This is a genomic window from Parviterribacter multiflagellatus, from assembly GCF_056863265.1.
The window spans coordinates 720,172-740,247 of the sequence record NZ_JBXPIZ010000001.1; the positions used below are offsets into that span (position 1 = coordinate 720,172).

The 20,076-nt window shown below is 74.4% G+C and carries 18 protein-coding genes; 15 read left to right on the forward strand and 3 right to left on the reverse strand.

Annotation, left to right across the window (positions count from 1 at the left end; translation table 11 throughout):
- Positions 1-4: 4 nt before the first annotated feature.
- Together AC1UE5_RS03270 and AC1UE5_RS03275 are read right to left on the reverse strand one after the other, a co-directional pair.
- The gene (locus AC1UE5_RS03270) at positions 5-667 is read right to left on the reverse strand and encodes a hypothetical protein (RefSeq protein WP_482920626.1); all 663 of its coding nucleotides are present in this window, start codon (positions 665-667) and stop codon (positions 5-7) included.
- On the reverse strand, positions 664-2,646 hold the full coding sequence (locus tag AC1UE5_RS03275; protein ID WP_482920627.1) for an amidase: 1,983 nt from the start codon (positions 2,644-2,646) through the stop codon (positions 664-666). The genes AC1UE5_RS03270 and AC1UE5_RS03275 overlap by 4 nt, the downstream gene beginning before the upstream one ends.
- A 168-nt stretch (positions 2,647-2,814) precedes the next feature.
- Between AC1UE5_RS03275 and AC1UE5_RS03280 the strand changes: the two genes are divergently transcribed.
- From AC1UE5_RS03280 to AC1UE5_RS03310, 7 genes are all read left to right on the forward strand, one after another.
- The gene (locus tag AC1UE5_RS03280; RefSeq protein WP_482920628.1) at positions 2,815-3,534 is read left to right on the forward strand and encodes a response regulator transcription factor; all 720 of its coding nucleotides are present in this window, start codon (positions 2,815-2,817) and stop codon (positions 3,532-3,534) included.
- Positions 3,531-4,265 carry a sensor histidine kinase gene (locus AC1UE5_RS03285; RefSeq protein ID WP_482920629.1) on the forward strand — a complete coding sequence of 245 codons (735 nt, stop codon included), beginning with the start codon at positions 3,531-3,533 and terminating at the stop codon, positions 4,263-4,265. The genes AC1UE5_RS03280 and AC1UE5_RS03285 overlap by 4 nt, the downstream gene beginning before the upstream one ends.
- Entirely contained in the window at positions 4,262-4,918 is a 657-nt protein-coding gene (gene cpaB, locus AC1UE5_RS03290; protein WP_482920630.1) for a Flp pilus assembly protein CpaB, read from the forward strand. Before AC1UE5_RS03285 ends, cpaB begins: the two co-directional genes overlap by 4 nt.
- Before the next feature lie 66 nt (positions 4,919-4,984).
- Positions 4,985-6,610 carry a hypothetical protein gene (locus tag AC1UE5_RS03295; RefSeq protein ID WP_482920631.1) on the forward strand — a complete coding sequence of 542 codons (1,626 nt, stop codon included), beginning with the start codon at positions 4,985-4,987 and terminating at the stop codon, positions 6,608-6,610.
- Positions 6,611-6,677: 67 nt separating this feature from the next.
- Positions 6,678-7,853, forward strand: a complete 1,176-nt coding sequence (locus AC1UE5_RS03300) for a TadA family conjugal transfer-associated ATPase (RefSeq protein WP_482920632.1) — start codon at positions 6,678-6,680, stop codon at positions 7,851-7,853.
- The gene (locus tag AC1UE5_RS03305; protein ID WP_482920633.1) at positions 7,850-8,677 is read left to right on the forward strand and encodes a type II secretion system F family protein; all 828 of its coding nucleotides are present in this window, start codon (positions 7,850-7,852) and stop codon (positions 8,675-8,677) included. Before AC1UE5_RS03300 ends, AC1UE5_RS03305 begins: the two co-directional genes overlap by 4 nt.
- Complete coding sequence (locus tag AC1UE5_RS03310) at positions 8,674-9,522, forward strand: type II secretion system F family protein (protein ID WP_482920634.1); 849 nt, start codon at positions 8,674-8,676, stop codon at positions 9,520-9,522. The genes AC1UE5_RS03305 and AC1UE5_RS03310 overlap by 4 nt, the downstream gene beginning before the upstream one ends.
- A 97-nt stretch (positions 9,523-9,619) precedes the next feature.
- Here the strand turns inward: AC1UE5_RS03310 and AC1UE5_RS03315 are convergent, their stop codons facing one another.
- Positions 9,620-11,161 carry a DUF3352 domain-containing protein gene (locus AC1UE5_RS03315; protein ID WP_482920635.1) on the reverse strand — a complete coding sequence of 514 codons (1,542 nt, stop codon included), beginning with the start codon at positions 11,159-11,161 and terminating at the stop codon, positions 9,620-9,622.
- Between the two features lie 264 nt (positions 11,162-11,425).
- Between AC1UE5_RS03315 and mraZ the strand changes: the two genes are divergently transcribed.
- The 8 genes from mraZ to AC1UE5_RS03355 all read left to right on the forward strand — a co-directional run bounded on the left by mraZ (position 11,426) and on the right by AC1UE5_RS03355 (position 20,008).
- Positions 11,426-11,863: a division/cell wall cluster transcriptional repressor MraZ gene (gene mraZ, locus AC1UE5_RS03320; protein WP_482920636.1), complete on the forward strand. Its 438-nt coding sequence runs from the start codon at positions 11,426-11,428 to the stop codon at positions 11,861-11,863.
- Between the two features lies 1 nt (position 11,864).
- Positions 11,865-12,863: a 16S rRNA (cytosine(1402)-N(4))-methyltransferase RsmH gene (rsmH, locus tag AC1UE5_RS03325; RefSeq protein ID WP_482920637.1), complete on the forward strand. Its 999-nt coding sequence runs from the start codon at positions 11,865-11,867 to the stop codon at positions 12,861-12,863.
- Between the two features lie 68 nt (positions 12,864-12,931).
- A complete protein-coding gene (locus AC1UE5_RS03330) occupies positions 12,932-13,882 on the forward strand; it encodes a hypothetical protein (protein WP_482920638.1) in 951 nt (316 codons plus the stop codon).
- 4 nt (positions 13,883-13,886) lie between these two features.
- A complete protein-coding gene (locus AC1UE5_RS03335) occupies positions 13,887-15,548 on the forward strand; it encodes a peptidoglycan D,D-transpeptidase FtsI family protein (RefSeq protein WP_482920639.1) in 1,662 nt (553 codons plus the stop codon).
- A 12-nt stretch (positions 15,549-15,560) separates the two neighbouring features.
- Positions 15,561-16,982, forward strand: a complete 1,422-nt coding sequence (locus AC1UE5_RS03340; RefSeq protein ID WP_482920640.1) for a UDP-N-acetylmuramoyl-L-alanyl-D-glutamate--2,6-diaminopimelate ligase — start codon at positions 15,561-15,563, stop codon at positions 16,980-16,982.
- Entirely contained in the window at positions 16,979-18,271 is a 1,293-nt protein-coding gene (locus tag AC1UE5_RS03345; protein WP_482920641.1) for a UDP-N-acetylmuramoyl-tripeptide--D-alanyl-D-alanine ligase, read from the forward strand. Before AC1UE5_RS03340 ends, AC1UE5_RS03345 begins: the two co-directional genes overlap by 4 nt.
- Before the next feature lie 3 nt (positions 18,272-18,274).
- Entirely contained in the window at positions 18,275-19,255 is a 981-nt protein-coding gene (gene mraY / locus AC1UE5_RS03350) for a phospho-N-acetylmuramoyl-pentapeptide-transferase (RefSeq protein WP_482920642.1), read from the forward strand.
- Positions 19,256-19,261: 6 nt separating this feature from the next.
- The gene (locus tag AC1UE5_RS03355; RefSeq protein WP_482920643.1) at positions 19,262-20,008 is read left to right on the forward strand and encodes a 3-keto-5-aminohexanoate cleavage protein; all 747 of its coding nucleotides are present in this window, start codon (positions 19,262-19,264) and stop codon (positions 20,006-20,008) included.
- The last annotated feature ends 68 nt before the right edge of the window (positions 20,009-20,076 follow it).

Below are 20,076 nucleotides of genomic sequence, written 5' to 3' on the forward strand. Positions count from 1 at the left end.
CCGTCTACTTCTTGCCCTTCTTGCTCCGCTTCTCGGCCTTCGCGGTCACCGGGCGGTCGACGAGCAGCACCGCCTTCTCGGAGGAGAGCTTGGTGCCGCCCCGGTAGGTCGTGACGACCTGCAGCGTCGCCTTCAGGCGGTCGTAGTCCTTGATCGCGCGGCGCCCGTCGTTGGAGATGGGGAGCACGATCCGGACGCGCTTGTTGGCCTTCGTGGAGGCCGCCTTGGTCCGCGTCAGCTTGCGCCGCACGGGCCCGATCAGACGGTTGCCCTTGCGCTGCGTCACCGACGCCATCAGCACCGCCCGGACCTCGGCGTCCGCCGGAGTGCGGATGTCGACGATGAGGCCGTTCTGGCGGAACAGCGACATCGTCCGCCGCGCCGCGACGGTGACGTCGGGCGGCAGGAGCTTGACGCCCGGCTTCGGGCTCTCGGGCGCCGGGGCGGGGCCGGGCTCGGGCGTGGGCGCGGGGCCCGGCTCGGGCTCACGGTCCGGCCCGGCGCCGGGCGTGACGCGCAGGTCCGCGTCGTCCCAGTCCAGGACGCTCGAGCTCAGCATCGGCTTCCAGCCGACCGAGAGCCGCTTCTCCGGGAAGACGACGCCCGAGTCGTGCGGCATGTCCGCCGCGTTCTCGGCGCGCGCCCACCCGACGGTCAGCTGCCTCACGCGACCCGCACCTCATGCACCGCGGGGTCGTTGGAGAGCGTCGGGTCGGCGTCCCAGCGCTGGGTGTTCTTCGCGACGGCGGCCGACCGGGTGGCGGACCGCGTGACGGGGTCGTCCGCCGGGCGCGCCGTGTGGTGCTCGGGGTGGCGGGCCTGGTAGTCGATCATCACCTGCGTCAGGGCACCCTCGGAGAAGCGCGGGCCCTTCAGCTCGACGTTGATCGGCATGCCGTCGGAGGTGTAGCCCACCGGGAACGAGACCATCGGGAAGGACAGGGCGTTCGCCAGCTGGTTGTTGCGCCGGACCGGGAAGGGCTGGCCGCCCGGGTCGGCCCGCTTCGACGGCTTGTCGCCGAGCGTCATCACGAGCATGATGTCCACGCCGGCGTCGACCATCTTCTGCTTGTAGTTGGCCGCGAAGAGCCGGCGCCGCCGCTCGCCCTCGGCGCGCACCGAGGCGGTCACGCCGGAGAGGATCGCGGTCGCCGCCGCGAACGTCCGCGTCCCGGTGTTGCCGCCGCCCGGGATGCGCCCGTACTGGTTGAGCAGGAGCGTCGACTGGGCGCTCGGGCGGGTCGCCGCGAACTCCTCGACCGCCTCGATGTAGCGGATGTCGTAGCGGTTCGGGTTGATGACCGCCGCGCTCGGCGTGATGTTCGTGCCGTCGATCGTCTGCAGGACGACGTTGGACGCGTTGTAGTACGGGTTCTCGGCCTCGCTGATCTCGAGGTAGTCGACGCCGTCGAAGTCCGTCACGGTCGCGCCGAGCGCCTCGAGCTCGGTGATCACCCGCGCGAACGCCGCCGCGTGGTCGGCCGCGTAGAGCGACTGCGGGTCGACGAACCGCTGCGTCCCTCCCGGCGTGATCAGCCAGTCGGTCTTGTTGATGCCGAACGTCAGGCCCGCGAGCGGCTTGGAGCCGATGCGCGGGACCATCGGGATCTCGGGGAACGGGATCGGCGCGAACGTCGTCTGCGGATCGCCGATCGGGTCGGGCCCGAGGATCGCGTTCATGATCAGCGCCGAGTCGCGGCCCGAGCGCGTGATCGGGCCGATCACGTCGTACGACGGGGAGAGCGGCATGACGCCGGCCGTCGAGCCCAGGCCGAGCGACGGCTTGATGGCCGACGCGCCGTTGCAGGCGGCGGGGAAGATGATCGAGCCGCCGGTCTCCTCGCCCAGCGTCGCCGCGATCAGGCGCGCGATCGGCGCGACGCCCGAGCCCTGGCTGGAGCCGCCCGGGACGTAGTCCTTGTTCCACGCGTTGCCGGCGAACGTGCCGGCGATCGCGCCCGAGAACGCGGAGCAGATCGTGATGCCGACCGCGACGACGCCCTGCGCCCGGAGGCGGGCCACCGGCGTCGAGTCGTGCAGCGCGACGTTGCCGTCGAAGGCGACCGTCCCGTTCTTCTGCGGGAAGCCCTTCGTCCCGATCGAGTCCTTGAAGCCCATCGGGATGCCGCAGAGGTACGGGGCCGGCGTGCCGCCGCCGCGAGCGGCCGCGAGCCGGTCGTCGGCGGCGCGCGCCTCGGCGAGCGCGCCGGCCTCGTCGATGCGGACGAACGCGTTGTAGCCGCCGTTGTCGCCGTAGACCTCGAACGGCCCGTTGAGCTCCTTGATCCGGTCGATGTAGGCCTGCGTCAGCTCCACCGACGAGACCTCGCCCGCCTGCAGGAGCGCCGCCAGCTCGACGACGTCGTGGTCGACCAGGTCGCGGTCGGCGGCCATGACGGCGCGCACGTCGGGGAGCGGGCTGCGTGCCGAGCTGCTCGTCGCGCGCGGGGCGGCGGGCGCCTTCGGGGCTGCCGCGGCGCTGCCCGCGTAGCCGAGCGCGCCGGCCGTGCCGGCGACCGCCGCGGCCGTGGTGGTGCGGCCGATGAACGACCGCCGTGTCATGTCGGGGGCGAGCCCGTCCGTCCGGTCGTCGTGTTCGCGCACGGCGACGTCGGCGGGGGTCTCCGCCGAGTCCATCTGCTGCATCTGGCGAGGTCTCCTGTTCGCGGCCGGGCACCGCTTGCCGCGGCCGAGCGCCACGCTATGCGCGCGCAAGCGGCACGTCCTTGGCCACCTTGTCGGAAGAGGTTCACCGGGCAGTCCATTACGTGACAACCGGGGCGAACGTCCGCCGCGCGTCCCCTCGGTGCGCGCATGACCGACGAGCCATCGACCGTCCTCCTCGTCGAGGACGACGCCAAGACCACGACGTTCCTCGCCGCGAACCTGCGCGCGGACGGCTTCGTGGTGATCACCGCCGACAGCGCGTCCGACGGGCTGCGGCTCCTGGAGAGCAAGTTCCCCGACGCCGTGCTGCTCGACCTCGGGCTGCCGGACGGGTCGGGCCTGGACCTGCTGCGGCGGGTGCGGGAGGCGGACGGCATCGGGTCGCGCCTGGATCCGTTCACGCCCGTGATCGTCCTGAGCGGCCACGGCGCGGAGGTCGACCGGCTGCGCGGGTTCGAGCGCGGGGCCGACGACTACGTGAGCAAGCCGTTCTTCTACCCGGAGCTGCGGGCGCGGCTGGAGGCGCTGCTGCGGCGCGCGCAGCGGCGGCCCGGGATGGGGCGGCTGCGCGTGGGGGAGCTGGAGGTCGACCCGCCCGCCCGCGCCGTGCTGGTCCGCGGGACGCCGGTGGCGCTCTCGCAGAAGGAGTTCGCGCTGTTGCGCACGCTGGCCGCCGAGCCGACCCGCGTGTGGACGAAGGACGAGCTCCTGCGGGCCGTCTGGGGCTACCGCTCGCGCGGGACGACGCGCACGCTGGACTCCCACGCGTGCCGCCTGCGGCAGAAGCTCGGCGCGCACGGCGACCGGTTCGTGGTGAACGTGTGGGGCGTCGGCTACCGCCTCGTCGACGGACCGGTGGCGGCGTGACCGCGCTCGCCATCGCGGCCGCCCTCGGGTGGGTGGTCGCCGCGATCCTCGTGGTGCGGGGCGGGCGGCGCGCGGAGGCGGTCGCGCGGGCCGCGCACGAGATCGCCGGCCCGCTCCACGCCGCGGGCCTCGCGCTCAGCCTGGCCCGCCGCGAGGGCCCCGCGCCGCGCCTCGCCGCCGCCGAGCTGGAGCTCCGCCGCGCGGCCCGCGCGCTCGAGGACCTCCGCGGCCCCGCGGCGCACCGGCCGCAGGACGTGGACGCCGGGGTCCTCGTGGCCCAGCAGGCGCTCGCGTGGCAGGGCGCGGGCCCGCTGCGCGTCACGGCCAGCACCGGCGCGCTCGTCCACGCCGACCCGATCCGCCTCGCCCAGGCCGTCGGCAACCTCCTCGCCAACGCGTTCGAGCACGGCCGCGGGCAGGTCGAGCTGCGCGTCGCCGCGGGGACCGACGGCGTCCGCATCACGGTCCGCGACGAGGGCCCGGGCATCGCCGCACCGCCCCGGCGCCCCCTCGCGCTCCCGCCGCGCGGCGCGTTCCCCGTCCCCGCTCGCGCCACGGCCGGCCTCGCCGGCACCATCCGCGGCCCCTTCCGGCCCGCCCCGGCGGCCCGGCGCGGACGTGGCCTGGCGATCGCGGAAGAGGCGATCCGCGGGTGCGGCGGCCGGCTGATCGTCGCGGGCGGCGTACCGACGCTGCACCTCCCGTCGGCCGACCCGCGGCGGATCGCATGACGCCGCGCCGCCGCTCGCTGCTGCTGCTCGGCCTCGCGCTGCTGCTCGGGGCGCTCGCCGCGTCGGACGTCGCGTCGCGCGAGGCCGAGCTGGACCGGCGCGTCGGGCCGCTCGTCCCGGTCGTCGTCGCACGCTCGGCGCTGGCGGCGGGGGAGGAGATCCCCGCCGACCGCCTCACCACGCGCCGCGTCCCGGCCCGGTTCGCGCCGCGCGGCGGCTTCGCGGATCCCAGGCAGGTCGCCGGTCAGACCGCCGGCGCGGCCATCCCCGCGGGCGCGGACGTGACGGTCGCGGCGCTCGAGCCGCCCGACAGCCCGCGCCTCGGCGCGCCCGTCCGCAGCGGCGAGCGGATCGCGGAGGTCGTCGGCACCGGCTCGCCCGAGCTCGTCGTGCCCGGCGCCCGCGTCGACGTGCTCGTCACGCGTGAGCGCTCGACCGAGCTGGCGCTCCAGGACGTCGAGGTCCTCACCGCCGCGCCGGCCCCCGCGGGCGACGAGGGCGGCGGGCAGACGCGCGTCGCGGTCGGCCTGCGCGTGACGCTCCGGCAGGCGGTCTTCCTCACCGCGGCGCAGAGCTTCGCGCGCGAGCTGCGCCTCCTCCCGCGCGCTGCCGGCGACCGCCGCCGAGCCGACCCGACAAGGTCCGTGGGTTGATCGTCCACCTGGGTGGCAACGCGCCTCAAGAACGGTCGCGTCCGGTCGACAGCCATGAACGATCCCATGTCTGCGCGCCGACTCACAACCACCCTCGTCGCCGCCGGGGCGCTCGTCGCCCTCGCGGCGCCCGCGGACGCTGCGACGGCCGCGACCTACCCGTCGATCACGAAGGTCACGCCGCTCAAGGCGACGATCGGCGAGACGCTCACGGTCACCGGCAAGGGCTTCGTCACGGGGAAGGGCAAGACGACGGTCGTCTTCTACCGCCCGAGCAAGCGCAAGGTCTTCGCGACCGCCACCGCCACCTCGACGACCAAGCTCACCGTCGTCATCCCGACCAAGCTCGCGGCCATCCTCGGCAAGAAGAACGGCCAGCCGGTCGCCTCGCGCGTCCAGCTGCGCATCCTCGCCAAGCGCTTCGGCAAGAAGTACACGAGCATCAAGGCCTCCCCGGTCATCGCCCCGGCCGCCGCCGCGGGCACCACGCCCCCCGCCGCCCCCGCCGCGACCGTCGTCGCACCGACCGGGACGAGGGGAGGCGGCACGGTCACGGACGTCCCGGTCCCGGTCCCCACGCCGCCTGCGGACACCGACGGTGACGGGACGCCGGACGCGACCGACCCCGACGACGACAACGACCTGCTCCTCGACACGACCGAGAACGCGCTCGGCACCATCGCGACCAACGCCGACACCGACGACGACGGCCTCGAGGACGGCTGGGAGTACAAGTCGGCGACCGACCTCAAGCGGCTCTCCTGCCGCACGACCGGCGACTACCCGACGCCGTGCAGCGACGCGCTGCCCGCCCCGGTTCGCGGCCTCGACTACCCGAACCCGCTCGACGGCACCGACTCGGGCTGGGACTTCGACGGCGATTCGCTCCGCGCGTACCACGAGCACGCCGGGTGGAAGCACGCGATCGCCCGCGACGCGTCCAAGCGCACGCTGACGTCGCTCTGGTACTCGGAGGGTCTGCAGGCCAGCGTCGACACGTCGCCCGCACTGGGCTGCCGAGGGATGGCCGTCCCGGAGCCGTTCGACGGCAACGGCGTGCGGCCGGAGTTCTACCGCCCGCTGACCGGGACCTACCCCGACGTCACGCAGCCCGAGTACGACCTCTACACGCTCGACAACGTGGGTACGCAGGCCTTCGACGGCTGTCTCAACGACGGCGAGCGCGACGAGGACGGCGACTTCCTCAACAACTTCAGCGAGACCCGTGGCTCGCTCGGCGGGCCGGACTGGTGGTCCGGCGTCTACGAGACCGAGGTGGCGTTCGAGGAGCGCCCGTTCTACGGCACCGACTGGCTGAACCCGAACACCGACAACCGCGGGTCCGTGGACGGCCTGGACGACCAGGACAGCGACGACTTCCTGAATGTCGAGGAGCAGGGCTACCTGCGCGGCAACCAGTCCGCGCTGACCACCGGCGCCGACACCGGGTTGCGCGACGGGCTGTGGGTCCACGCCTACAACCCCTGTCTCCCGAACCAGCACTCGCGGACGTGCCCGACGACGCTGGAGATCGGCAAGGCGCCGTACGCGCCGTGGCCGCAGAAGAACGGCGATGCGCCGAAGCCGCGGTGGCCGCTCTACAACCTGGCGCTGTACGGCACCGAGGTCTGGGCCCCGCCCGTCGGCTACGACGCCGGGAACCCGACGCCGACCCACCCGGTTCCCCGCTGACCGGGCCCCACAGCGTCTGAAGTGCCCGAGGGGGCGAGGCCGAGAGGTCTCGCCCCTTCGGCGCTTCATGGACGCATTGGACGACCTCGCCGCCGGGCTGCGCGAGCAGCTCGTGCGGGACGCGGGGGGAGAGCGGGACGCGCCGGCCGCGGAGCGGATCCGCGTGCTGGTGGAGCGCGAGGCCGGGATGCTCGACGCGGGGACGCGGGCGGAGCTGGCGCGGAGGGTGGCCGAGCGGTCGTTCGGGCTCGGGCCGCTGGAGGTGCTGCTCGCCGACCCGGCGGTCGACGAGATCATGGTCAGCGGCGCGCGGCCCGTGTGGGTCGAGCGGGCCGGGCGGATCGAGGCGACCGACGTTGCCTTCGCGACCGAGGCCGACCTGCGGCACGCGATCGAGCGCATCCTGGCGCCGCTCGGGCGGCGGGTCGACGAGGCGTCGCCGCTGTGCGACGCGCGGCTGGCGGACGGCTCGCGCGTCAACGTCGTGATCCCGCCGCTCGCGCTCGACGGGCCCGCGCTCACCATCCGCCGCTTCCGGCGCCGCGGGCTCACCCCCGACGAGCTGGTCGCCACCGGCTCGTGGACGCCGCTCCTCCACACGCTGCTCAGCACCGCGGTCGAGCAGCGGCTCAACGTGCTCGTCAGCGGCGGCACCGGCAGCGGCAAGACGACGACGCTCAACGCGCTGTCGGCCTTCATCGGCGCCGCCGAGCGCATCGTCACCATCGAGGACGCGGCCGAGCTGAAGCTCCAGCAGCCGCACGTCGTCCGGCTCGAGGCGCGCCCGGCGTCGCTGGAGGGCCGCGGCGAGGTGACGATCCGCCAGCTCGTCAAGAACGCGCTGCGCATGCGGCCGGACCGCATCGTCGTGGGGGAGGTCCGCGGCGCGGAGGCGCTCGACATGCTCGGCGCGATGTCGACCGGCCACGACGGCTCGCTCTCGACCGTCCACGCAGGGAGCGCGGCGGAGGCGCTGCGCCGGGTCGAGACGCTCGCGCTGATGGCCGACGTCGCGCTCCCGCACGCGGCGGTCCGCGCGCAGGTCGCCGACGCGATCCACCTCGTCGCCCACCAGGCGCGCCGCGCGGACGGCTCGCGCGCGGTGGTGAGCGTCGCGGAGGTCGTCCGCGCCGACGACGGCAGCGCCCACGCGCGCGCCGTCTACACGCTGCCCGCGGACGCCAGCGCCCGCCCGCGCTGGCGCACGCCGCTCCACCCGGCGCTGCAGGACGTGGCCCCGTGACCGCCGCCGGCGCGCTCGCCTTCGTCGCAGGCGTCTGCGCGGTCCTCGCCGCGTGGGAGCTGCTGGCGCTGCTCGACGCCCGCGGGACGCTCGCCATCGTCTCCCGCGTCCTCGCGCCGCTGCGCGCGGCGACCGGGACGCCGACGGTGGGGGAGCGACGGCGGCTGGCGCTCGTCGGCGCCGCCACGCTCGGCGCGTCGGGCTTCTTCGCGGCCGGACCGGTCGCGGGCATGGCCGCCGGGCTGGCCGGCCCGCTCGCGGTCCGCCAGTTGCTCGCCCTGCGCGAGCGCCGCCGTCGCGCGGAGGTCGCCCGCGGCGCGCCCGCCGCCGCCCGCGCCATCGCCGACGCGCTCGCCGGCGGCCACTCGGTGCGCGGGGCGCTCGCCGCCGCGGCGTCGCTCGACGGTGCCGCCGGCGACGAGCTGCGCCGCGCCGCCCGTCACCTGGAGCTGGGGGAGCCGACGCCCGCGGTCCTCGCACGTGTGCGCGCGCGAGCGCGGGACCAGGCGTGGGACACGCTCTCCGCCGCGATCCTCCTTCAGGCGGAGGCGGGTGGGGACCTCGCCGGCCTCCTGCGCGACCTCGCCGCCCGGCTCGACGAGGCACGGCGCGCGGAGGCCGACGCCCGCTCCGCCACGGCGCAGGCCCGGTTCACCGCGTGGCTGGTGGCCGGGCTCCCGGTGGCCGCGGCCGTGCTGGCCGAGCTCGCCGCGCCCGGCTTCTTCGCCGGTCTGCTCGCCGCGCCGCTGACCGGCGTCCTCGTCGGCGCGTCCGTCGTGCTGCAGATCGCGGCGGTCGTGTGCGTCCGGAGGATCACCCGGTGATCCCCGCGCTCGCGGCCCTCGCCGCCGGCTGCCTGGTGTTCGCCGTCGCCGGCCTGGCCGAGGCGCTCGCCGACCGCCGTCGCCACCGCGCCGCCCGCGCCGCGCGCCGCACGCAGGCCGTCGTCGCCCTGCTCGCGCGCGCCGGCCGGCCGCTGCGCCGCGGCCCCGCGCCGCCCGACCTCGCCGCGCTCCTCGACGCCGCCGGCGCCCCGCCGCGCACGACGGTCGCCGACCTCATGGCGCTCAAGGGCGGGGCCGCCGTCGCCACGCTCGCCACCGCGCTCCTGACCGCCCAGCTCGCGCCCGGCCGCCTCGGCCTGGCGCTCCTGGCCGCCGCGCCCGCCGCGGGCTTCCTCGCCCCGGACGTCGTCCTGCGCCGCCGCGCCCGCACCCGCGTTCAGCGCGCCGAGCTGGAGCTGGCGGACGTCGCCGAGTTGCTGCGCGTCGCGATCGACGCGGGCCTGGCACCTGGCCGCGCGGTGGCCGAGGTCGGCCGCCGCCATCCGGGCCTCGTCGCCGCGGAGCTGCGCACCGCCGCCGCCCGCATCGCGCTCGGCGTCCCGCAGGAGGAGGCGCTGCGCACGTTCGCCCGCCGCGTGCCGACCTCCGGTACGAAGCAGCTCGAGACCGCCTTCGCCCGGGCGGCGTCCCACGGCGCCCCACTCGGCCCGGCGCTGGCGGGCATCGCCGCCGACGCGCGCGCCCAGCGCGCCCGCGCCGTCCGCGACCACGCTGCGAAGGCGGCGCCGAAGATCCAGCTCGTGGTCGCGCTGCTGCTCGTCCCCGCCGTGCTCCTCCTCGTCGCCGCATCGCTTGCAGCCACGCTGGGCGGAGGTGCTGAGTGAGTCATCGCGGATGCCTGGTGCGGCGGGACGAACGCCAGGAGGCCGGACGGCCGGTAGGCGTCGTCCCGTCGTGCCAGGCGCCGCGAGACCCGCTCAGCTACTTGACGCCGACCACCAGCTCGCCGGTGGCGATGTCGCCCTCGCGCTTGCCGCCGGCGGCGACCGTCGAGAGCTTCTTCAGCACGTCGACGACCATCGCGGCCTCGGGGGCCTGCTGGGCGACGCCGAGGCCCTCGAGCAGCGACGCGAGCGGCGCCGGGTCGAGGATCAGCGCCGGCTTGACGTCGTCGCCGAGCTTCGCGACCGCGTTCTTGTAGGCCGCGCCGCGCTCGAGCGGCGCCGACGGGTTGAGCGCGGACTCGAGCGCGGCGTCGGTGACCGCGATGACGAACTTGTCGCCGGCGGCGGCCACGTGGATCGGCAGCGGCAGCTCCTTGGCGCGGACGGTGAACCCCGCGTCGACGCCGCTCCGGCTGAGCTTGCTCACGCGCGCATCGCCGTCGGACGCGGCCCGGATGAACCGCTCGAGCTTCGGCACGACGGCCTTCGACGCGGCGGCGTCCTTGGACTGGACGACGAGCCCGCCGCCGATGTCGTTCAGGCTCGTGCCGCGGACGAAGATCCCCGCGTCGCCCATCCACGCGGCGAGGTCCTTGCGGACGTCGATGCCGAACGCGCTCTGGACCTGCTCGAGCACCTGGTCGACGTCGACGCCGCCGAACGCGCCGAGCTGCGCGACCTGCTCCAGCGCCTGGTCGACCTGGCCGCCGACGTCCGCGACGCCCGCGGCGAGCCACGAGTCGGCCGGCAGCGTCGCGAGCACCGAGCCCGGGTCACCGGTGCCGGCCGCGCCGCCCTTGACGCCCAGCTGCGCGGCCTCGACCGAGATCGCGTCCTTCTCGGCGTCGACCGAGAGGGCCACCGCCTCGCCGAGCTGGCCGAGCACCGGCCGCAGCGCCGCCGCCTCAGGGCCGGCCGCGGCGAGGAGCTGCTCGAACCGCAGGTAGCCGAAGCCCAGCGCGTCGTCGTCGACCTGGTCGCGCGCCTGCTCGAACGCGGCCACGCCGTCGAGGCCGTCGCCCTTGGACGCGTCGATCGTCGCCTTGATGCCGCTCTCGCTGCCGATCACCGCGTAGTCGGAGACCAGCGCGTACGCGGTCGGGTCAGCGCCCTCCTCGAGCTTGTACTCGACGTCCTTGTACGTGCGGTCGACGAGCTTCTCGCCGTCGGACGGCTTCTTCAGCTCCTCCCACGCCTTGTCGGGATCCTCGGTCGCGGCGACGATCGCGCCCTGCGGCTCCCCGTCGCCACCCTCGCCGAGCGACGTGAAGAAGATGCCGGCGCGGTCGCCGACGATCTTCTCGAGGTCCTCCCACGACTTCCCACCGGTGGGGCCGTCGTCGTCGAGCTGCTTGCGGATCTCGGCGCCCGGGTCCGCGATGCCCAGCAGCTTCTGGGACAGGGCCTTGACGTTGGCTGACTGCTCGTCGTCGAGCTTCAGCGGGATCTCCACGTAGACGGCGGAGCTGGTCGGCGCGATCGCGGCGGGATCGGCGTCAGGGGACCCGCTCTCCCCACCGCAACCCACGGCGAGCGCCGCGGCGGCGAGGAGCGGGACAGGGAGGTGTCGTCGCTTCATGCAGGACAGACCGTACCCGGCTGCAAGTCCTCTTGCGTCGCCTTCTGTCCGGTCCGGTCCCCCACGACGTCCCACCAGTGTCCATCGGGGTTTTCGGGCACCCGGGTGGACGAATTCTGGGGATGGTGGGAGAAAGGGTGCATATGGGGTTGCAGAGTGGGGGATAGTGGGCTACCGTCGCAAACGCGAGCCGGGGTGGAGGGGCTCCTCCCACTCCTCCACCTCGGCTCGTGACACCCCCGCGAACCGCTTCGGCCGACGCGCATGGCCTCCTTCCGCGGAACCTTCGACTACAGCCTCGATGCCAAGAACCGGCTCACCGTCCCGGCCCGCTTCCGGGCCGCACTCGCGGAGGGGGTCGTGATGGCGAAGGGGACCGAGCCGTGCGTCGCGCTCTGGGTGCCGGATGCGTACGACAGCTACACCGAGTCGATCCTCAGCGGGCTGCACCCGCTCAGCGAGGAGGCCGACAAGCTCGAGCGCTTCTTCGCCGCGAACTCGCACGAGACGGAGCTGGACTCCGCCGGCCGCGTCGGCTTCCCCCCGTTCCTCCTCGATCACGCCGGCCTCACGAAGGAGGTCGTGGTGACCGGCGCGCGCAACCGCCTCGAGGTCTGGGACCGCCAGCGCTGGGCCGACTACAACGAGTCGCTCGTCGCGGACATCAAGGACATCCGGGGTCGGTTGAGCCATGCTGGCTGAGATGACGGGACAGGCGCACATCCCCGTCCTCGCCGCCGAGCTGATCGCGGCGCTCGACCCGCAGCCGGGTGAGGTCGCGATCGACTGCACCTTCGGCGCCGGCGGCCACGCGTCGCTGGTCGCGGAGCGGCTCGGCCCGGACGGCCTGCTCATCGCCGTCGACCGCGACCCGCTCGCGCGCGAGCACTACGAGCGCTTCGCCGCGGACGCGCCGTGCGAGACGCGGTTCGTCGCCGCCGGCTTCGCCGAAGGCCTGCAGGAGCTGGCCGACGAGGGCGTGCGCGCGGACCTGGTGTACATGGACCTCGGCGTGTCGTCGATGCAGATCGACACGCTGGAGCGCGGCTTCTCCTACGTCTACGACGCGCCGCTCGACATGCGGATGAACCCCGAGCAGGAGCTCACCGCGGCCGACGTGGTGAACACGTGGGAGGAGCGGCAGCTCGGGCGCGCGATCAAGGAGCTCGGGGAGGAGCGGTACTTCAAGCAGGTCTCGCGCGCGATCGTGCGCGCGCGGCCGATCGAGACCACGCAGGAGCTGGTCGAGGTGATCTCGAGCGCCATCCCGGCCGCGTCGCGGTTCGGCGGCGGGCACCCGGCCAAGCGCACGTTCCAGGCCATCCGGATCGTCGTCAACGACGAGCTCGGGCAGCTCGAGCGCGCGCTCCCCGTCGCCTGGGACCTCATCCGGGTGAACGGCCGATTTGCAGGGATCTCCTTCCATTCCCTGGAAGACCGACCCGTGAAGCGGTTCCTCGCCGACCTCGCCGTGGGGTGCGTCTGCCCGCCCCAGCTTCCGGTGTGCGTGTGTGGCGGTGAGCCGCTCGCGGAGCTGATCGGCCGGGGCACGGTGCCCACCGCCGAGGAGATCGCCGCCAACCCCCGCGCGAAGTCGGCACGGCTTCGCGCCGCCCGGAAGCTCCGCGAGGAGCGCCCGGAGAACACCACCAGCAGGACACCGAGCACGGGGCCGGACGCCCCGCGGAGGGACATGACGTGAGCGCAGGACCCGCTACAGCACACCGCCCACACGTACGTCGCAGCGTCGCCCCCAGAGGCGCCCGCCGCGTGTCCGGTCCGGCGCGCGGCAGGCTGCAGGGGATCCCCGGGGGCGTCGGCCCGCGCTCGCGGCCGCGCCCGCAGGCGCAGGTCGCGCGTACCTCCGCCGGCGCCGTCGCGCTGCCGCAGCCCGGGCTCCCGCTCGGCGCGCGCGTCGCGGACGCGCTCGTCCGGCTGCCCGACGCGCGCTGGCTCGACCGGCTCCTGCGCGGGCGCGCGTGGATCGCGCTGATCGCCATCGGCCTCATCGGCCTCGTCTTCATGCAGGTGTCGATGCTCGGGATGAACGCGGGCATCGGCCAGGCGGTCGAGCGCTCCGACGTGCTCGCGCGCCAGAACGCGGACATGCGCCGTGAGGTGTCGGCGCTCTCGTCGGAGGAGCGAATCCAGCGGGAGGCGATCGCCAACGGGCTCGTGATGCCGCCGGCCGGCGACGTGCGCTACCTCCGCTCGAACGGGATGGAGCAGGACGCGGCGAAGGCCGCCAAGACGATGCGCCCGCCGAGCGAGCAGGCCCAGGCGACGGCGGCCGCCGCGGCCGCGGGCGCCACCGCGGTCGGCTCCCCGGTGGCCGGCGACACCGCCGCGCAGCCCGGCGCCACGACCGACCCCTCCACCGGCGCGGCCACCACCGGCGCCACCGACCCCGCCGCGACTGGTGCGACCAGCGGGGCAGCTGGTTCGACCAGCGGCGCGGCCGCGACCGGCGCGACCACGGGCGCCGCGGCCGGCACGAGCGGGACCGCCGCGGGCCCGACGGGCACCGCGGGCACGACGGGCACGACCGCCACCACGCCGCCGGCGGGAACTGGTTCGACCAGTGGCGCAACTGGTTCGACCAGTGGTGCCGCCGCGACGGGCACCGGGACCGTGCAGCCGCAGACCCAGCAGGCTCCGCCCGCCAACGCCGCGGGCGCCACCGCGGCCGGCGCCGCCGCCGCGCCGGGGACCGGGCAGTAGCGCCGTGCCGCTCATCCCCCGCCGCATCGGCCTCCTCTTCGCGGTCTTCCTCGTGCTGCTCGTCGCCGCCGCGGCGCGCGCGACGTGGCTGGGGACCGTGAAGGGCGCGACCCTGCGCAACGCCGCTGCGACCCAGCAGGCCAGCGAGATCCACGTGCCCGCCACGCGCGGCGCGATCGTCGACCGCCGCGGGACCGAGCTCGCCGTGTCCGAGCCGGCCGACGACGTCTCGGCCACGCCGTACCTCGTCAAGGACCCGCCGAAGGCCGCCAAGCAGATCGCCGGCGTGCTCGGGCTCGCCGAGGAGGACGTGCTCAAGAAGCTCCTCCGCCGCGACACGGGCTTCGTCTACATCCAGCGCGGCGTGCCCGCGCGGCGCTCGCACCAGCTCGAGAAGCTGAGGATCGCGGGGCTCACGTTCACCCCGACCAGCCGCCGCGTCTACCCGCGCGACTTCACCGCGTCGCAGGTGCTCGGCACGGTCGGCACCGACGGCAAGGGCCTGTCGGGCCTCGAGTACTCGATGGACCACCTGCTCAAGGGCAACGACGGCACGCGCAAGATCGTCCGCGACGCGCTGGGCGAGCCGATCTCGGTCCGCGACCCCGACCCCGCCGAGCCGGGCTCGAAGCTCGAGCTGACGATGGACGCCGCGATCCAGGACAAGGTCGAGGACGTGCTCCAGGGCGTCGGCGCGAAGTACCGCCCGCGCGGCGCCACCGCGGTCGTGCTCGACCCGCGCAACGGCGACCTGCTCGCGCTCGCCAACTGGCCGCGCGTCGACGCCAACAACCTCGCCGGCGCCCCGGACTACGCGAAGCAGAACCGCGCGGTCGGCTTCAACTACGAGCCGGGGTCGACCTTCAAGGCGTTCACCGTCGCGGGCGCGCTGGAGGACGGCAAGGTCACGCCGGAGACGATGTTCAACCTGCCGCCGACGATCCAGGTCGCGGACCGCGAGATCGGCGAGTCGCACCCGCGCGGGTACATCTCGCTCAGCACGAGCGGCATCCTCGCGCAGTCGTCCAACGTCGGCTCGATCATGATCGGCGACCGGCTCGGCGCCACCCGCTTCGACCAGTGGGTCCGCAAGTTCGGCTTCGGCAAGCGGACCGGCGTCGACCTGCCCGGCGAGGAGGCCGGCCAGGTGCTGGACGTCGAGGACTACTCGGGCTCGTCGATGGGCAACCTGCCGATCGGCCAGGGCATCAGCGTCACGCCGATGCAGATGGCGACCGCGTACATGGCGATCGCCAACGGCGGCGTCCTGCGCCCGGCGCGGATCGTCAAGTCGGTCGACGGCCGCGAGACCGCGATGCCCAAGGGCCACCGCGTGATCTCCGAGGAGACCGCGGCATCGGTGCGCAAGATGCTCGAGGGCGTCCTCGCGCCGGGCGGCACCGCGGCCGAGGCGAAGGTCGAGGGCTACGACCTGGCCGGCAAGACCGGCACGGCGAACAAGATCGACGAGCAGACCGGGGAGTACTCCGAGTCGCGCTACATCGCGTCCTTCGTCGGCTTCGCGCCGGCCAAGAACCCGAAGCTGCTCGTCGCGGTGATGGTCGACGAGCCGCAGGGCGCGATCTACGGCGGCGAGGTCGCGGCCCCGGCGTTCCAGAAGATCACGTCGTTCGCGCTCACCTACCTCCGGATCCCGCCGGAGTAGCCTCGGGGCGCAATGCTCCTGGCCGAGGTCCTCGGCGTTCCGGACGCCCCGCCGGTCCAGGTCGCAGGCCTGGCCTACGACAACCGGCGGGTCGAGCCCGGGACGCTCTTCTTCTGCGTGCCCGGGTTCACCCGCGACGGGCACGACTTCGCCCCGGACGCGGTGAGCCGGGGCGCCGCCGCCCTCGTGGTCGAGCGCCCGCTGGGCCTCGGCGCCCCCGAGGTGGTCGTCCCGTCCGTGCGCGCCGCGATGGCGCCCGCCGCCGCGCGCTTCCACGGCGACCCGACCGCGCGCCTGAAGGTCGCCGGGGTCACCGGCACCAACGGCAAGACGACCACGACCTACCTCATCCGCGCGCTGCTCGAGGCGGCCGGGATGCAGACCGGGATGATCGGCACGATCACGAGCGCCATCGGCGGGGTGGAGCGCCCGTCCGTCCGCACCACGCCGGAGGCGATCGACCTGCAGGCGACGTTCGCGGAGATGCTCGCGGCCGGCGACGTGGCGTGCGCGATGGAGGTCTCCTCGCACGCGCTGGAGCTCGAGCGCGCCGCCGCGATCCACTGGGACGTCGCGGTCTACACGAACCTCACGCAGGACCACCTCGACTTCCACCCGACGATGGAGGACTACTTCCGCGCGAAGCGGCGCCTCTTCGTGGAGGAAGCGCCGCAGCTGTGCGTCGTCAACGCGGACGACCCGTACGGCGCGCGCCTGCTGGAGGAGCTGCCGGGGCTGGGCCGCGAGGTCGTCCCGTACTCGCTCAGCGACGCGATGCAGCTGCGGACGGGGCCGGCGGGCTCGCGGTTCATCCTCGAGGACGGCCTGCGCGTCGCGACGCCGATGCCGGGCCTGTTCAACGTGCTCAACGCGATGGCCGCGGTGCACACCGCGCGGGCGCTGGGCGTGCCGGACGCGGTGATCGAGGAGGCGCTCCCGCGCGCGCGTCAGGTGCCGGGACGGTTCGAGCGCGTCGACGAGGGTCAGGACTTCACCGTGGTGGTGGACTACTCCCACACGCCGGACTCGCTGGAGAACGTGCTGCGCGCCGCGCGCGAGCTGACGCCCGACGGGCGCGTCATCTGCGTCTTCGGCTGCGGCGGGGACCGCGACCGCGCCAAGCGCCCGATCATGGGCGAGATCGCCGCGCGGCTGGCCGACGTGCCGCTGCTGACGAGCGACAACCCGCGCTCCGAGGACCCGGAGGCGATCATCCGCGAGGTGCTCGCCGGGATGCCCGCGGGCTCGCCGTGGGAGGTCGACCGCCGCGTCGCGATCGAGCGCGCGGTGGGGGAGGCGTCGGCGGGCGACATCGTCGTCATCGCCGGCAAGGGCCACGAGCAGGGGCAGGAGATCGCAGGGGTGAAGCACCCGTTCGACGACGTCGCGGTGGCGGCGGAGGCACTTCGCGCGCGCGTGGGGGCGACCCGATGAGGGCGTGGACGCCGCAGCAGGTCGCGGACGCCGCGGGCGCGCGCCTGGCCGCCGCGTCCGGCGGGATCGACAGCGGGCCGGGACGCGCGGTGATCGACTCGCGCGAGGCCGGCCCGGACGACCTCTTCTTCGGCCTCGTGGGGGAGCACACCGACGGCGGGCGGTTCGCCGCGGACGTCCTCGCCGCGGGCGCCTGGGGCGTCGTGGTGCGCCCCGAGCACGTCGCCGCGCTCGCTTCCGGCGAAGGCGGCGCGGCGCGCGGTGTGGTGCTGGAGGCGGAGGACCCGCTGGCGGCGCTGCAGCGGCTGGCGACGGCCTGGCGCCGCGCACTCGGCGCCCAGGTCATCGGCATCACCGGCTCCACCGGCAAGACCTCCACGAAGGACCTCGTCGCCGCGATGGTCGGCCAGCAGAAGCGCACGGTCGCCACGCACGCGAACTTCAACACCGAGATCGGGCTCCCGCTCACGGTCCTCGGCGCCCCCGACGGCACCGAGGTGCTCGTGCTGGAGATGGCGATGCGCGGCGCCGGCCAGATCGCCGAGCTCGCCACGATCGCCGAGCCCGACGTCGCGCTCATCACGAACGTCGGCCCGGTCCACCTCGAGCAGATGGGGACGATCGAGGCCATCGCGGCGGAGAAGGCGTCGGTCATCGCCGGGCTCAAGGCGGGCGGCACCGCGATCGTCCCGCGCGACGAGCCGCTCCTGGAGCCCCACCTCCGCGACGACGTCACCACGGTCACCTTCGGCCCCGGCGACGACCTGAGCGCGATCGAGATCGGGTTCAGCTCCAACCACATGCGCCTCAACGCGGCGGCCGCGCTCGCCGCGGCACGCGCGGTCGGCGTCGAGCCGCGCGGGCACGTCGAGGTCGCGCTCAGCGACCTGCGCGGGCAGCGGATCGCGCTGCCTGGCAACGTCACCGTCGTCAACGACTGCTACAACGCCAACCCGATGTCCATGCGCGCCGCCCTGGACGATCTCGCCGTGGCCGCCCCCGGCCGCCGCGTCGCCGTGCTCGGGGACATGCTCGAGCTCGGGCCCGACGAGGAGCGCTTCCACCGCGAGATCGGCGACCACGCCCGTGCCCAGGGCGTCGACCTGCTCGTCACCGTCGGCCCGCGCGCCGCGCACATGGGCGGCGACCACGCCGTGCAGGACGCCGCCGAGGCCGCCGCGCTCATCCCCGAGCTGCTGGAGGACGGCGACACCGTGCTCGTGAAGGGCTCGCGCGGCGTCGGCCTGGAGGTCGTGGCGCAGGCCCTCACCGCAGGGGCGAGGGAGTAGCGCGTGGGCGAGATCCTCATCGGCGGCACCGCCGCCCTGCTCATCTGCATCTTCCTGAGCCCGCGCTTCATCGAGTTCCTGCGCGTCCGCGAGTTCGGCCAGAACATCCGCGAGGAAGGGCCGGAGGGCCACCACTCGAAGGCGGGCACGCCGACGATGGGCGGGATCATCATCTTCATCGCGATCTCGATCCCGTTCCTGATCCTCACGAACTACGAGTGGCGGTCGTTCGGGGTCTACGCGGCGGCGGTGTCGCTGGCGCTGCTCGGGTTCGCCGACGACTACACGAAGATCATCCGGCGCCGCTCGCTCGGCCTGAAGGGGCGCACGAAGCTCGCCGTGACGGTCGCGATCTCGGTCGGGCTGTGGTGGATCGCCACGCGCCAGGCGGGCCTCAACGAGACGCTGCGCTTCCGCGTCGTCGACTACACGCTCGACCTCAGCGCGCTGGGCGGCATCCCGTACCTGCTCGTGATCTACCTGGTGGTCGCCGGGACGTCGAGCGCGGTCAACCTCACCGACGGCCTCGACGGCCTCGCCGCCGGCTGCGCGGCGATCGTGACGCTCGCGTTCATCGGCATCACGTACATCACGACCGGTCAGCGCGACCTGTGCCTGCTCGCCGCCTGCGTCGTCGGCGCGTGCATCGGCTTCCTGTGGTTCAACGCGTTCCCCGCCACGATCTTCATGGGCGACACCGGCTCGCTCGGGCTCGGCGGCGTGATCGCGGGTCTTGCGATCATGACCAAGACGGAGATCCTGCTGATCCTGCTCGGCGGCATCTTCGTCATCGAGGCCCTCAGCGTCCTCATCCAGGTCTTCAGCTTCCAGACCTTCCGCAAGCGCGTGTTCCTCATGGCCCCGATCCACCACCACTTCGAGCTCATGTCGTGGTCGGAGACGAAGATCATCCTGCGCTTCTGGATCATCGCCGCGATCTGCAGCGCGATCGGGTTCACGCTCTACCAGCAGTCGATCACGTAGCGGCCGGTGCTCGTCCAGGCGTGTCTCAACGGCGGCCGCACGCGGGAGGACCACCCGGCCGTCCCCGTGACCCCGGACGAGCTGGCTCGCGACGCGCACGCGTGCGTCTGGCAGGGGGCGCGCTCGCTCCACGTCCACCCGCGGCGCGCGTCCGACGGCGCCGAGACGCTGGTGGGGGAGGACGTCGACGCGACCGTCCGCGCGATCCGCGCGCGCTGCCCGGGCATCGAGATCTCGGTCACGACCGGGCTGTGGATCTGCGACGGCGACGTCGACGCGCGGATGGCGCAGATCGACACGTGGAGCGTGCTCCCGCACCTGTGCTCGGTCAACGTCGGCGAGGACGGGTGGGTCGAGCTGGCCGACCAGCTCCTCGCGCGCGGGGTCGGGCTGGAGATCGGGATCGCGACCGCGGACGAGGCCCGCGCGTACCTGGACTCGCCGATGGCAGGACGTGCGGTGCGGGTGCTGGTCGAGGTGCCGGAGCGCGCGCCCGACGACGCCGTCGCGGCGGCGGAGGAGATCGACGCGCTGCTCGCGGCTGCCGCGCCGCCGTACGTCCCGCGCCTGTGGCACGGGGAGGAGGAGGCGACCTGGGACGTCCTCGTCGCCGCCGCCCAGCACGACCGCGACATCCGCATCGGCTTCGAGGACGTGCTCACGCACGTGCCGCCCGAGACGCGCGAGGCGTCCGGCAACGCGGAGCTCGTGGAAGTGGTCGTGGAGGGTCTGCTCCTCCCGGCGCAGGACTAGCCGATTCGCTCACCCGGAGGGCTCCGAATCGGCCGGGAGAATCCGCTGGGGCGGATTCTCCCCAGGTT

Coding starts and splice junctions, on each gene's coding strand:
- AC1UE5_RS03340 (WP_482920640.1), top strand. CDS start 15,561: ATGCTCCTGGCCGAGGTCCTCGGCGTTCCGGACGCCCCGCCGGTCCAG.
- AC1UE5_RS03300 (WP_482920632.1), top strand. CDS start 6,678: ATGGACGCATTGGACGACCTCGCCGCCGGGCTGCGCGAGCAGCTCGTG.
- rsmH (WP_482920637.1), top strand. CDS start 11,865: ATGACGGGACAGGCGCACATCCCCGTCCTCGCCGCCGAGCTGATCGCG.
- AC1UE5_RS03275 (WP_482920627.1), bottom strand. CDS start 2,646: ATGCAGCAGATGGACTCGGCGGAGACCCCCGCCGACGTCGCCGTGCGC.
- AC1UE5_RS03295 (WP_482920631.1), top strand. CDS start 4,985: ATGTCTGCGCGCCGACTCACAACCACCCTCGTCGCCGCCGGGGCGCTC.
- AC1UE5_RS03345 (WP_482920641.1), top strand. CDS start 16,979: ATGAGGGCGTGGACGCCGCAGCAGGTCGCGGACGCCGCGGGCGCGCGC.
- AC1UE5_RS03315 (WP_482920635.1), bottom strand. CDS start 11,161: ATGAAGCGACGACACCTCCCTGTCCCGCTCCTCGCCGCCGCGGCGCTC.
- AC1UE5_RS03280 (WP_482920628.1), top strand. CDS start 2,815: ATGACCGACGAGCCATCGACCGTCCTCCTCGTCGAGGACGACGCCAAG.
- mraZ (WP_482920636.1), top strand. CDS start 11,426: ATGGCCTCCTTCCGCGGAACCTTCGACTACAGCCTCGATGCCAAGAAC.
- cpaB (WP_482920630.1), top strand. CDS start 4,262: ATGACGCCGCGCCGCCGCTCGCTGCTGCTGCTCGGCCTCGCGCTGCTG.